12 protein-coding genes are annotated in these 12,332 nt (G+C 63.6%); 9 read left to right on the plus strand and 3 right to left on the minus strand.

Annotated features, from left to right (window positions below):
* The first annotated feature begins 1 nt into the window (after position 1).
* From ACL9RJ_RS06245 to ACL9RJ_RS06275, 7 genes are read left to right on the plus strand one after another with little or no spacing between them, the layout of a single operon-like run.
* Positions 2-1,870, plus strand: coding sequence for an IucA/IucC family protein (locus ACL9RJ_RS06245; protein ID WP_422765031.1), 1,869 nt, complete (start codon positions 2-4; stop codon positions 1,868-1,870).
* Positions 1,860-2,756, plus strand: a complete 897-nt coding sequence (locus ACL9RJ_RS06250) for an ABC transporter substrate-binding protein (RefSeq protein ID WP_177064918.1) — start codon at positions 1,860-1,862, stop codon at positions 2,754-2,756. The genes ACL9RJ_RS06245 and ACL9RJ_RS06250 overlap by 11 nt, the downstream gene beginning before the upstream one ends.
* Entirely contained in the window at positions 2,753-3,742 is a 990-nt protein-coding gene (locus tag ACL9RJ_RS06255) for a FecCD family ABC transporter permease (RefSeq protein ID WP_422765032.1), read from the plus strand. The genes ACL9RJ_RS06250 and ACL9RJ_RS06255 overlap by 4 nt, the downstream gene beginning before the upstream one ends.
* Positions 3,735-4,766: a FecCD family ABC transporter permease gene (locus ACL9RJ_RS06260; protein WP_422765033.1), complete on the plus strand. Its 1,032-nt coding sequence runs from the start codon at positions 3,735-3,737 to the stop codon at positions 4,764-4,766. The genes ACL9RJ_RS06255 and ACL9RJ_RS06260 overlap by 8 nt, the downstream gene beginning before the upstream one ends.
* 27 nt (positions 4,767-4,793) lie before the next feature.
* Entirely contained in the window at positions 4,794-5,585 is a 792-nt protein-coding gene (locus ACL9RJ_RS06265; protein WP_422765034.1) for an ABC transporter ATP-binding protein, read from the plus strand.
* Positions 5,582-6,376: an IucA/IucC family C-terminal-domain containing protein gene (locus ACL9RJ_RS06270; RefSeq protein WP_422765035.1), complete on the plus strand. Its 795-nt coding sequence runs from the start codon at positions 5,582-5,584 to the stop codon at positions 6,374-6,376. The genes ACL9RJ_RS06265 and ACL9RJ_RS06270 overlap by 4 nt, the downstream gene beginning before the upstream one ends.
* Positions 6,367-6,999 carry an RraA family protein gene (locus ACL9RJ_RS06275; RefSeq protein ID WP_422765036.1) on the plus strand — a complete coding sequence of 211 codons (633 nt, stop codon included), beginning with the start codon at positions 6,367-6,369 and terminating at the stop codon, positions 6,997-6,999. The genes ACL9RJ_RS06270 and ACL9RJ_RS06275 overlap by 10 nt, the downstream gene beginning before the upstream one ends.
* Here the strand turns inward: ACL9RJ_RS06275 and ACL9RJ_RS06280 are convergent, their stop codons facing one another.
* The gene (locus ACL9RJ_RS06280; protein WP_422765037.1) at positions 7,000-8,523 is read right to left on the minus strand and encodes an FAD-dependent monooxygenase; all 1,524 of its coding nucleotides are present in this window, start codon (positions 8,521-8,523) and stop codon (positions 7,000-7,002) included.
* A gap of 144 nt (positions 8,524-8,667) precedes the next feature.
* Here ACL9RJ_RS06280 and ACL9RJ_RS06285 point away from each other — a divergent pair, with 144 nt between their 5' ends.
* Together ACL9RJ_RS06285 and ACL9RJ_RS06290 are read left to right on the plus strand one after the other, a co-directional pair.
* Positions 8,668-9,156: a GFA family protein gene (locus tag ACL9RJ_RS06285; RefSeq protein WP_017127162.1), complete on the plus strand. Its 489-nt coding sequence runs from the start codon at positions 8,668-8,670 to the stop codon at positions 9,154-9,156.
* Positions 9,157-9,171: 15 nt separating this feature from the next.
* Positions 9,172-10,104 carry a cycle-inhibiting factor gene (locus tag ACL9RJ_RS06290; RefSeq protein ID WP_209436746.1) on the plus strand — a complete coding sequence of 311 codons (933 nt, stop codon included), beginning with the start codon at positions 9,172-9,174 and terminating at the stop codon, positions 10,102-10,104.
* On the opposite strand, the gene ACL9RJ_RS06295 is transcribed toward ACL9RJ_RS06290, so the two are convergent.
* Entirely contained in the window at positions 10,101-10,526 is a 426-nt protein-coding gene (locus ACL9RJ_RS06295) for a DUF6124 family protein (protein ID WP_103032720.1), read from the minus strand. The two genes, ACL9RJ_RS06290 and ACL9RJ_RS06295, sit on opposite strands and share 4 nt — an antisense overlap.
* Positions 10,527-11,246: 720 nt before the next feature.
* Positions 11,247-11,663 (minus strand): DUF6124 family protein, encoded by a 417-nt coding sequence (locus tag ACL9RJ_RS06300; protein WP_017127165.1) that lies wholly within the window; start codon positions 11,661-11,663, stop codon positions 11,247-11,249.
* Positions 11,664-12,332 lie beyond the last annotated feature (669 nt).

Consider the following 12,332-nt stretch of genomic DNA (forward strand, 5'->3'; position numbering starts at 1 on the left):
GATGAACTTCACCGCACTCGCCGCCGATATCGTGATGCAGGACCTGATCGATTGCCTGCTGGCGGAAGACTTCTTTGGTGATCAGCCGCTGAACCTGGTGGATACCGCCCATTGGCAACTGGCCCATCCGCAGGCGCCGCTGCTCGATGCCGCCAGTCCCGGGCAGCGCATCTGGGAGTGGTGCTGCGATGCGCCGGAACAGCGCTTCATCAGCATTGCCCTGCGGCCCGGCATCACCCAGCAATGGGAGAAGGTCCCGGGTACGCCGGTGCTGGCCCGACAGGGCGAATCCTGGACCCGCCTGTCGCCTGAGGATTTCATGAAGCGCGTGTTCGCCGGCATGGCGCCACGTTTCCAGGACAACGAAAAAGGCCTGGCGCTGTTCCTCGACGTGTTGCACATCAGTGTCTGGCAGACGGCCTTGTCGCTGGACCACCAGGTCGACGACCAGGGCCTTATGGCACAGGACGGAGCGACCTTCTTCAGGACCATGGAGCAGTGGGCATCGTTGCGCGACCGCCCGTATCACCCCCTGGCCAAGGCCAAGCAGGGCCTCGACGAGGCCGAGTACCGACGTTATCAGGCCGAGTTCGCCCAACCCGTGGTGCTGAACTGGGTGGCGGTGGCCAAGGCCTTGCTGCAATGCGGTGAAGGGGTGGGGGATATCGATCAGTCGCGGCCATCGCGTTATCTGTTGCCGGCGCCATTGCAGGCGCAACTGGAGCAGGAGTTGCAGGCGCTGGGGATCGACGGCAGCCACGTCGCGCTGCCGGTCCATCCCTGGCAGTTCGAGCATGTGCTGGAAAAGCAACTGGGCGCTGCATTCGCCAGGGGTGACTGCCGCCGCCTGGCGTTCCAGGCAGCGACGGTGTTCGCCACCTCGTCCCTGCGCTCGATGACGCCATGCTTCCCGAGTGCCGACTACCTCAAGCTGCCCATGGCGATCCATTCCCTCGGTGCGTCCCGTTACCTGCCGGCGGTGAAGATGATCAACGGTGGCCTGAGCGAGCGGCTGTTGCGCCAGGCCCTGGACAAGGACGCCAGCCTGGCACGCTCGCTGTACCTGTGCGACGAGAGCAAGTGGTGGGCCTTCATGCCATCCGAGGCGACCCTGTTCGACGAAGCGCCACGGCACCTCTCGGCGATGGTGCGCGGCTACCCGGCGGCCTTGCTCGACGACCCCGATTGCCGCCTGCTGCCGATGGCCGCGCTGGGCACACCGTTGCCCGGCAGCAACCGGCACTTCTTCGACGAGTGGATGGACTATCGCCAGTTGCCGCGTAACCAGGCTTCGGTACTGAGCCTGTTCCGCGAGCTGAGCCACAGCTTCTTCGATATCAACCTGCGCATGTTCCGCATCGGCATGCTCGGCGAGGTGCACGGGCAGAACGCGGTACTGGTGTGGAAGGCCGGCCAGGCCCGGGGCCTGTTGCTGCGCGACCATGATTCGCTGCGCATCTACGTGCCCTGGCTGGAGCGCAACGGCATGGCCGACCCGGTCTACCGGATCAAGAAGGGCCATGCCAACACGCTGTATCACGAGCGTCCCGAAGACCTGCTGTTCTGGCTGCAGACCCTGGGCATCCAGGTCAACGTGCGGGCGATCATGGACACCCTGGCGCAGGTCTACGCGGTGCCGGTGACGGCGTTGTGGACGGTGTTGCGCGATGTTCTCGAGGAGCTGATCACCACCATCGACTTCGACGACGAGGCGCGGGCGATGATCAGGCACCGCCTGTTCGACGTGCCGCGCTGGCCGCAGAAACTGTTGCTGACGCCGATGATCGAGCGGGCCGGCGGGCCGGGCAGCATGCCGTTCGGCAAGGGCGAAGTGGTCAACCCGTTCCACAGGTTGCGCCGTGAAGCCTGAGCCTTTCCTGTCACCTTCCAGGCGCACGGTGCTGCGCCTGTCCCTGGGTCTGCTGGCCCTGCCTGCGCTGGCCCGCGCCGACGGCGTGCGGGTGATCACCCTGTTCCAGGGCGCGACCGACAGCGCCGTGGCCCTGGGGCTGACGCCCGTTGGCGTGGTGGATTCGCCAACCGAGAAACCGACCTTCCGCTACTTGCGTCCGGCGTTGGCGACGGTGTCCCATGTCGGTCTGGAAACCCAGCCGAGCCTGGAGGACATCGTCCTGCTCAAGCCGGACGTGATCGTCGCGTCGCGCTTTCGCCACCAGCGTATCGCGCCACTGCTGGAGCGGATCGGCACGCTGGTGATGCTCGAAGAAGTCTTCGAATTCAAGCGGACCCTGGCAATGATGGGCGCCGCGTTGCATCGCCAGCAACAGGCCACGAGCCTGCTGGGCCAATGGCAGCAGCGGGTGCTGCGCCTGCGCGAGCAACTGCAGGCGAAGTTCGCCGGGCGCTGGCCGCTCACGGTCTCGGTGCTGGATGTGCGCGAAGATCATGTGCGCAGCTACCTGCCGGGCAGTTTCGCCGGCTCCGTGCTCACCGAACTGGGCTTCGCCTGGAACCCGGTCGCCCGCCAGGCCCATGGCACCTATATCAAACTCACCAGCAAAGAGAGCTTGCCCGTGGTCGATGCCGACCTGTTTTTCGTTTTCCAGCGCGCCGACAGCCCCTCTGTGCAGCGCAACTATGAGCGTCTGGTGCATTACCCGTTCTGGCAGCAGATGCGTGCGGCCCGGCAGGAGCAGGTCTGGCGAGTCGATGCCATCGCCTGGAGCTTCTCGGGAGGCATCCTGGGGGCCAACCTGATGCTCGACGACATCGAGCGCGTGGTGGCGTCTTCATGAGTCGTCTGTCGAAACTGATGCTGGCGTTGCTGGTCATGCTGTTGTCCTGCGTCCTGAGCCTGGCGGCGGGCGCCACCTGGATCGAACCGTCGCAACTGTTCGCAGGGCTGATGCAGCCGGATACCTTGAGCGCGGGCCAGCAACTGATCGTCAGCACCCGGCTGACGCGTACCCTCATGGCCGTCGCCGTGGGCGCGAGCCTGGCCGTGGCGGGGGCGCTGATGCAGGCTCTGACGCGCAACCCGCTGGCGTCGCCGGGGTTGTTCGGGGTGAATGCCGGGGCAACCTTTGCGATCATCCTGGGCTCGTCGTTTTTCGCCTTGTCGTCGATGCACCAATGGCTGTGGTGCGCCTTTATCGGCGCGGCCCTGGCGGGAGCGCTGGTGTGGCTGATCGGCAATCGCGGGCAGGGCAGCCTCAACCCGCTGCGCATCGTGCTGGCGGGCGCGGCGATCACCGCGCTGTTTTCCGCCTTCAGCCAGGCCTTGCTGGTGGTCAACGAGGAGGGCCTGGATACGGTGCTGTTCTGGCTGGCGGGCTCGCTGTCCGAGCGCGACCTGGCGATGGCCGCGCCGCTGCTGATCGGCGTGCTGCTGGCCTTGCTCGGCGCGTGGCTGCTGGCCGGGCAGGTCAATGTGCTCAACGCCGGCGAAGCCATCGCCACGGGGTTGGGGCAGCGCACCGGGCTGATCCGCCTGTTGATGAGCATCCTGGTCATCGGCCTGGCCGGCAGCGCGGTGGCCCTGGCGGGCAGCATCGGTTTTATCGGCCTGCTGGTGCCGCACATGGTACGCAAGGGCCTGTCCATCGATCATCGCTGGTTGCTGCCGGGCTGCGCGCTGCTGGGGGCGACCCTGCTGTTGCTGGCCGACACCTTGGCCAGGGTGGTGATCCTGCCGCAGGAGGTGCCGGTGGGGGTGATGACCGCCTTCTTCGGGGCGCCGTTCTTCATTGCCCTGGCTCGTCGAGGTGCCCGCTATGGATAAGTACCTGACGTTGCGGCGGGGCGCTTTTTCCCGGCAGTTCAACCTCTCCACCCTGGGACGCCTGGCCCTGGCACTGCTGCTGACCCTGCTGGTCATGCTGGGGGCGCTGGCGGTGGGCAAGGTCAACCTGTCACCGCAGACGGTATTGCGTGTGCTGGCCGGGGCGGGGGACTCCAGCCTGACCTTTATCGTCGAGCAACTGCGCCTGCCGCGCCTGGTCCTGGCGGCGCTGGTGGGCTCGGCGCTGGCGGTGTCCGGGTTGATCCTGCAAAGCATCATCCGCAATCCGCTGGCCTCGCCGGACCTGCTGGGTATCACCAGCGGCGCCAGCGCGGCGGCAGTGCTCTACCTGTCGTTCTTCTCCGTGGCCCTGGGCTCGCGGTTCCTGCCGCTGGCCGCCATGGCCGGCGCCGGCTGCGCCGCCCTGGCGATCTACCTGCTGGCCTGGAAGCAGGGCACTTCGCCGTTGCGCCTGGTGCTGATCGGGGTCGGCATCTCCGCGCTGCTGACGGCGGTGACCACCTTCCTGCTGGTGTTCAGCCCGTTGACCACCACCCTGTCGGCCTATGTCTGGCTGACGGGCAGTGTCTACGGTGCCAGTTGGCCGGAGCCCCGGGCACTGGCGCTGTGGCTGCTGGCGATCCTGCCGCTGCTGGTATGGCTGGCCCGACAGGTGCGGGTACAGCAACTGGATGACGACCTGGCCCAGGGCATCGGCGTGCGCGTGCAGTGGCTGCGCGCCGGCTTGTTGCTGGTCAGCGTCGCGCTGGCCGGTGCCGCCGTGGCCTGGGGCGGGGCGATTGCCTTTGTCGGGCTGATCGCGCCACATATCGCCAAGCGCCTGGTAGCCCCCGGATTCGCCGGTCAGGCAGTGATGGCCGCCCTCGTGGGCGCCAACCTGGTGATGCTCGCCGACCTGGTCGGCCGTACCTTGTTCCTGCCGCTGGACTTGCCTGCGGGGATTTTTGTCGCGGTGCTGGGCACACCGTTTTTTCTGTATCTTTTGATCAATCAGCGGCACTAACCGATGAGTAGCGCTAAGGAATTGCAGATGGCATCCATTACGGCCCAGGGCCTGACCCTGAGCTACCAGCGTCAGTTGATTATCGACGACCTTGACCTGCAACTGCCCCAGGGCCAGGTCTCGGTACTGATCGGCAGCAACGGCTGCGGCAAGAGTACCCTGCTCAAGTCCTTCGCCCGGCTGCTCAAGCCGCAGCAGGGCAGGGTGATTCTCAACGGCACGGACATCCACCAGAAATCCACGGCGGCGGTGGCGCGCGAACTGGCGATCCTGCCGCAGATGCCCAGCGCGCCCGAGGGCATCAGCGTGCGGCAACTGGTGGCGCTGGGACGTTATCCCTACCAGAACTGGATGCAGCAGTGGTCGCTGCAGGATGAGGCGATGGTCGAGCGCGCCCTGCAGCAGACCGGCATGCAGGCCCTGGCCGAGCGGCCGGTGGATGCCTTGTCCGGCGGCCAGCGCCAGCGTGCCTGGATCGCCATGACCCTGGCCCAGGACACCGACATCGTGCTGCTCGACGAGCCGACGACCTTTCTCGACCTGGCGCACCAGATCGAAGTGCTGGACCTGTTGCGCGACCTCAACCGCCAGGAAGGCAAGACCATCGTCATGGTGCTGCACGACCTCAACCTGGCCTGCCGCTACGCCGATCATATGGTCGCGGTGCACGAGCGCACGGCGTTTGCCCAGGGCCGGCCCCAGGACATTCTCAGCGAGACGCTGGTCAAGCAGGTGTTCAATCTCAACTGCCGGATCATCAGCGATCCGTTCTTCGGCACACCGTTGTGCATTCCCTTCGGTCGGGAACTGCCGCAATGACACAGCCGGCGGTTTTCACCGAGGAGGAGTGGGCGCTGCTGTCCGGGGCGTTGCGACTCAGGTCGGCGCAGCAGCGCGATCCGCGTTCTCTGGCGGCGCGGGCACTGCTCGACCCCGAGACCTGCGAGCGCCTGCTGCAGGCGCTGGGGCCGGTGATCGGTTCGCCGACGCTGGCGATCACCGCTTCGTTGCTGGCCAAGCGTTTCTCCTTCCTCAGCACCGGCGCCTGCCTGTACGCCATGTCCGTCTATGACAAGGGCCTGCTGCTGTCGCCGGACAATTGCCAGGTCGAATACGCCCATGACGACGGGCTCTGGACTTCGTCCATGTCGCTGAACGCGATCTCGCCGCTCACCTGTGCACCGGGGGAACGCGAGGCCTGGCGCGAGTCGATTGTCGCCAGCCTGTTCGCCGGGCTGCTCCAGCCGCTGTGGCAGACCTTCTATCAGGTCAGTGGAATTTCCCGACGGATCCTCTGGGAAAACACCGCCGTACGCGTGTATTCGCTGTACGAAAAACGCATGGCCAAGGTCGAGGATCCGTTGGTACGCCAGCGCCATGAGGCGGATTTCCACTGGCTGCTCAACGAGGCCGAACCCGCACTGTTCGGCCTCGACTACAACCCGCTGCGGCACTTTCGCCGACCGCCCACGCTGCTTGCTCCCGAGGGAAAAGACACCGAGGGCAAAAGCATCCGTTTCCGCCGTACCTGCTGTTTCTACTACGAGGCCAGCAACCCGGTGGAATACTGCTCCACCTGTCCCTTGCTGAGGCCGAAGAAATGTCGCTGAACCCAAGGATCTCCCCGCGTCGGCAAGCGCTCGACGCAGCGCTGCTCGATCAACTCAAGGGCCTCTCTTCTTCAACGGTCGGGCACTTGGTCGACGCCGGTTACTTGAGGGGTATCAGGCCATTGTTCGAGGGGATCCGGATGGTCGGCAATGTGCTGACGGCCAAGGTCTTCACCCCCGATGGCAGCATCCTGCGCGAGGCCTTGCTGTGCAGCGAGCCGGGTGATGTGCTGGTGATCGAATGCGTCGGCGATCCCGACTGCGCCTGCTGGGGAGAACTGCGCACCCTGGCCGGGCTGATCAAGGGCCTGGCCGGGGTGGTCGTGGCCGGTCCGGTGACGGATGTCGCGGCCCTGCGCGAGCACCGTCTGCCGATCTTCAGTCGCGGTGCCAGCGCGCTGACCACCCGCAGCCTGGGGCAGGCGGGAGAACTCAATCACCCGGTCCGGGTGGGCGAGGTGCAGGTCCAGCCCGGCGACATCGCCATCGGTGACGACGATGGCGTGTTTATCCTGGCGCCGCAGCAAGCTCGGGAGTTGCTGCCGCAACTGCTGGCGAAGGAAAGCGCCGATCGTTTTCGTCGCGCCGAGCTGCTCGCCAGGCTGGTGGCCAAGGGCGGCTGATCAGGGGTAGCGGATCCCGCGCTCCTCGAAGTAACGCTCGATCCCGCCCGGGCTGCCCAGCGGCTCGGCGAGGGCAATGTAGCTGTCCGGTCGCAACAGGTAGATGGCGTTACGCACCAGTCCGGCGCTTTCATGAACGGCCCGCCACTCGAAGACGTGCAGGGGCATCAGCCGTTCGCCGCACCACTGGCTCAGCACGCTGCTGGCGCTGCCGTACACGTGCACCTGCCAGCCGATGTACGTCAGGGAATCAAAGTTGTCATCCTCGGCATCTGCTGCCCAGGGCAGGCGGTCGCCGCCCTGGATCTCGCCGGCGATGCCCATGCTCAAGGGCATGCCCCGGTAGTTCAGGGTGATCTGCGACACTGTGCGAAACAGGAATTCGCGGGCCGCCTCCAGCGACGCCACCTGGGACACGACCAGGGGCGCGAGGCGTGTGCGCACCAGATTGGCGATCCAGCCATCGGCCGTGGCAAAGCTGAAGGCCCGGTCGGTGGTGGCGACCAGGCGCCGGGCAAAGCCGATGCGCTCGGTCTCGTAGGTGCCGAGCAAGCGTGCCTCGGCCTTGTTGCGCAGGACCGCCGCGAGCTTCCAGGCCAGGTTGATCGCGTCGCCGATCCCGGTATTCATGCCCTGGCCGCCGGCCGGGCTGTGCACGTGGGCGGCGTCGCCCAGAAGGAACACCCGCCCGGAACGGAAGCTGTCGGCCACCCGGTGATGCCCCCGATAGCTGGAAAACCAGTTCACCTGCTCGACCTCAAGCCCCATATGTTCGATGGCCCGCGAGCTGACATCCTCGAAGCGCAGGGTATGGGACGCCTCGGCCCGTTCATCGCGCACCGTGCCGATCAGCCGGGCACGCCCCTCGCCAGCCAGGGGAAAGACCGCGAGGAAGTCCGCATCGTCGAGGTCTACATGCAGTTCGCCATTGATCGCCGGGCCCGAAGCCTGGACATCGGCGACATAGAAAATCTGCTGGTAGGTGCCGCCGGGATAGCCGATATCCAGGGCTTTGCGCACGGTCGAGCGGGCACCGTCGCAGCCGGCCAGATAAGCGACCTGCAGGCTTTCCTCGGTGCCATCGGCGCCGCGCAACTGGGCGCTGACGCCATTGCCGATATCGGCGAACCCCAGCAGTTCGGTGCTGCGTTCGACCGTCACGCCAAGGGTCGCGAGCCGCTCGACCAACAGCCGCTCGTGCTGGTCCTGGGGAAAGATCTCCATGAACGAGTAGGGCGTCAGGCCCTGGCCGATGTCGGCCAGCGACAGACGGGCGGCCTGTTCGCCCTTGACCCAGAAATTGACGGCCGGCACCTTGTGGCCATGCTCGATCACGGCATCGCTGAGGTCCAGTTGCCGATACAGTTCCAGGGTTCGCGCCTGCACGGCCAGGGCACGGGAGGTGGTGCCCGGTTCGGCGGTCTTGTCGATGATCCGCACGGCAATTCCCTGTCTGCTCAGCCAGAGCGCCAGGACCAGACCGGTGGGACCGGCGCCCACGATCAGAACTTCAGCATGCTTCATATCATCTCTCTTCGAGGTGAACCCTTGAAGATTGAGTATAGGAAAGCTGCCGTGCGGCGCGGGCTGGCGCGATGACCTGCAAAATCATTGCACTTTCCGGCGTCGCCGGGCTCGAATCATCAGGCCAATACAGGAGGGAAGACCATGCTGCTCGAAGGATCCTGCCATTGCGGCGCGGTAACGTTCAGTCTTACCAGCGCGCACCCTTATCCCTACCAGCGCTGCTATTGCTCGATCTGTCGCAAGACCCAGGGCGGTGGCGGTTACGCGATCAACCTCGGTGGCGACGCGACGACGCTGAAGGTCAGGGGGCGCCCGCACATCGCTATCTACCACGCGAAGATGAAAGGCGAGGGCGAGTCCCGCAGCCATCGCAGCAGCGCCGAGCGGCATTTCTGCAAGGAGTGCGGCAGCGCGCTGTGGTTGTTCAGCCCCGAATGGCCGGAACTGATCCACCCCTTTGCCTCGGCCATCGACACACCGCTGCCGGTGCCGCCCGAGCACACGCACCTGCTGCTGGATTCGAAGGCACCCTGGGTCGAGGTCGACGTGCGAGCAGGCGACCAGCAGTTCGAGGGTTATCCCGAGGAATCCATCGCCGAGTGGCATGAGCGGTTGGGATTGACGCGCTGACCGGACACTTTTCCCGTGGAACCGGAATGGCCTGTCCGTTCACTCACTGTGTCCGGACTATCAGCCAGGACACCCACCATGAGAAATTACCTCAACTCATTGCGCCCGAGTCAGCCAGATCCACGCCTGCAATCACGGACGAACAACAGCAACGCGGTTGCCAGGGCATCAACCTCGACCGCGGCCCAGCCGGTCAACAACCCGTCGACAAGGCACCTGCAGCATTTCGCCAAGATGACCGCGCAAAATATCAAGGCCAACGCCTTGCTCAATAGCGATAACAACGAGGTGCCGATTCATTACAAGAATCCTGGGGAAATTCTCGCGGCGATCGACCGTAATATCGAGCAGACGGCGAAGGATTGGGGCTGCTCGAAGCAGGACGTGGAAGCCATGTTGGGCAGCAGCAAGCGCTTCAATGCGCCTGTTTGCGGAGTGACCGCGAATAACGTGATGAAGCTGTTTCTGGACAGCAGCCAGCGCAGCTACAGCTTCGAACACGGTCAACCCCTATCCTTGTCGCAGTTGAAGCAGCAACTGGCGTCATTGCCAGCAGACAGGAACTTCATTCTCCGGGTCAACGACGAGGCCATGGGGCACGCCTATGTCATCGATCTGCCGGCGAGCAACAAACCCCAGCGCGATGCCTTTCTCTATCAGTCCGATCTGGGCGATGGGGCCACCCGTCCCCTGCGTCTTGAGGACTGGATGAGCCGTCAGGCCGAACGGCCCATACCGCTGGGCGAAGTTGTTCGACATTTCGATAACATGACCGAGCGAAAAGTGGACGTGCAACATCTCGCCAGACTGTTCGATATTGACGGCAACCCCGCGATGCTGCGTCCGGAGCGCCTGAACAACAAGAACGGGTTCAATTTTCAGCTTGAAGAGTACAGCCTGAAAAACCTTGAGAAGAACATGAAGGCCGTGACGGCCAACTGTGCCTAGAAACGGCTGTTGCGTGAAGCTACTGTCTCCCCATCCAAAAGCGCATCGACCACGGTGCGCGACAGGACCACGGAATGAATCAGCCCCATCAGCAGATCGCGCTCGAAACCACTCAGGCGCGGGCAGATTTCATCGGCGTTCAGTTCGGCGGATTTGAGCAATTGCGATACCTGGGTCAGCGCGACCCTGGCGGTGATGCCGGGTTGGACGGAGAACAGCGCGGGAGCGGACGAGGTGTTGGATTCGACGGCTTTGAATGCCGTGGCGGGCAGCTTTTCGAGAAGTATCGGCGTTTGATCGTGCGGCGGCTTTGATGAGATCTGACCTTGCGAATCGCGCGTTACCCGGCTTGGACAGGTTGCTTTTTCCGCAACACTGGAAGTGCTGCAAGGTGGTGGGTCTGGGGTGATTTTCTTGACCATGGCGAATCTCCTATTACGTTCATAGGGCCCATCCATACTCGCTGCGATACGAGGGTGGCGAGCTGCGCGCAGGTTCGCAGACCGGTGAATAGGAAAACCGGCAGGCCTAAGCCTCCTGCGCACAGCCCGCCATAACGCGGATACAAAAAAGCCGCTTTCGCGGCGCTGTGCGCCTATTCATCGCCGGGCTGCGAAACCCGTATCGCTGAATTTGCAGCGACCTCAGGACTCTAGCCACCACGGCAGACGCACACAATATTGTCCCATGCCGATAGCGTGTAGGAAACCGGCGTATTTTCGGAAAGTCATTTCGACTCTTTGCTGGATGTTGCAGTTGTCTGGCAAAGCGTGAGAGTGACGCAAGCTTCTGGTTGGGCGTTAATATCGCTGGCTGAGCAACGTACTGACACATTCAATAGCTTGAGCATCGGCGGCGCAGACGGGCACTGTGCAACTCCTTGACCTGGTCTGGCTTGGGCAATAGCATTGCTTCACTTGCTCCGGGATTTGTTGGTGATTACCTCCCCCTGGAGAAACACGGAAAAGCTCATCGAAAGATGGGCTTTTTTCGTTTCTGGGCAAATGATCGCTGAAACGCTCGTTCACGGCGAAGGTGGGAGTAATTCACTTCGTTACCTGAGAGTGGGACACGCCGTTCGGACCATGGGGTGGCATCAGTCATCGGTCGCCGCAAACATCACGGCGTGCCGATCACAAGCGTCAGGTGTGAGTCTGTGGGGATGCCCCATCCAGCAGCGCATTCACCACGGTTCGTGACAAGGTCACGCAATGAATCAGCCCCATCAGCAGATCACGTTCAAAACCACTCAGACGCGGGCAGATTTCATCGGCGTTCAGTTCGGCGGATTTGAGCAATTGCGATACCTGGGTCAGCGCGACCCTGGCAGTGATGCCGGGTTGGACGGAGAACAGCGCGGGAGCGGACGAGGTGTTGGATTCGACGGCTTTGAATGCCGTGGCGGGCAGCGTTTCGAGAAGTATCGGCGTTTGATCGTGCGGCGGCTTTGATGAGATCTGGCCTTGCGAATCGCGCGTTACCCGGCTCGGACAGGTCGCTTTTTCCGCAACACTGGAAGTGCTGCAAGGTGGTGGGTCTGGGGTGATTTTCTTGACCATGGCGGATCTCCTAGCTCAGTTCAGTGAGGTTCATCCACACTCGCTGCGAGACAAGGGTGGCGAACTGTACGCAGGTTCGCAGACCGGTGAGCTAGGTAACCGGCAGGCCTAAGCCTCCTGCGCACAGTCCGCCATAACGCGGACATAAAAAAGCCGCTTTCGCGGCGCTGTGCGCCAGCTCACAACCGGGCTGCGAAACCCGTATCGCTGAATTTGCAGCGACCTCAGGACTCTAGCCACCACCGCAGACGCACACAATATTGTCCCATGCCGATAGCGCGTAGGAAAACGGCGTATTTCCGGAAAGCCATTTCGAGTCTTTGCCGGATGTTGCAGTTGTCTGGAAAAACCGAGAGGGCAGCTATTGGCTTAGTACCCGCCGCCGCTGAAACCTGAGTGCAGTCCCTCCGGCTCACCCTCATGAGTCCAGCCGAAGAGGCGCGCCCAAGGCCTCTTTGCCAAGCAGACCGTGGCTCTGCCTGCCTTTACGGCGGGGGTGGGCCCGGCGTAACAAATGCGAATAGTGGCAACGACGCATCCATCGTATTCTGGAAATGTGAATGATTCGTCGCATTTCAATCATTTGCGAGCAACATCCGCCGTATTCCGGCCGTAAGCGTTCACGTCAACCAACGCGCTTAAAGACCTCCTTCAGCAGGGCCAGCCACG

The sequence above is a fragment of the Pseudomonas sp. Mn2068 genome, from assembly GCF_049319725.1.
GTDB lineage: Bacteria > Pseudomonadota > Gammaproteobacteria > Pseudomonadales > Pseudomonadaceae > Aquipseudomonas > Aquipseudomonas gingeri.

Coding starts and splice junctions, on each gene's coding strand:
- ACL9RJ_RS06245 (WP_422765031.1), top strand. CDS start 2: ATGAACTTCACCGCACTCGCCGCCGATATCGTGATGCAGGACCTGATC.
- ACL9RJ_RS06255 (WP_422765032.1), top strand. CDS start 2,753: ATGAGTCGTCTGTCGAAACTGATGCTGGCGTTGCTGGTCATGCTGTTG.
- ACL9RJ_RS06260 (WP_422765033.1), top strand. CDS start 3,735: ATGGATAAGTACCTGACGTTGCGGCGGGGCGCTTTTTCCCGGCAGTTC.
- ACL9RJ_RS06265 (WP_422765034.1), top strand. CDS start 4,794: ATGGCATCCATTACGGCCCAGGGCCTGACCCTGAGCTACCAGCGTCAG.
- ACL9RJ_RS06270 (WP_422765035.1), top strand. CDS start 5,582: ATGACACAGCCGGCGGTTTTCACCGAGGAGGAGTGGGCGCTGCTGTCC.
- ACL9RJ_RS06275 (WP_422765036.1), top strand. CDS start 6,367: ATGTCGCTGAACCCAAGGATCTCCCCGCGTCGGCAAGCGCTCGACGCA.
- ACL9RJ_RS06280 (WP_422765037.1), bottom strand. CDS start 8,523: ATGAAGCATGCTGAAGTTCTGATCGTGGGCGCCGGTCCCACCGGTCTG.
- ACL9RJ_RS06285 (WP_017127162.1), top strand. CDS start 8,668: ATGCTGCTCGAAGGATCCTGCCATTGCGGCGCGGTAACGTTCAGTCTT.
- ACL9RJ_RS06295 (WP_103032720.1), bottom strand. CDS start 10,526: ATGGTCAAGAAAATCACCCCAGACCCACCACCTTGCAGCACTTCCAGT.
- ACL9RJ_RS06300 (WP_017127165.1), bottom strand. CDS start 11,663: ATGGTCAAGAAAATCACCCCAGACCCACCACCTTGCAGCACTTCCAGT.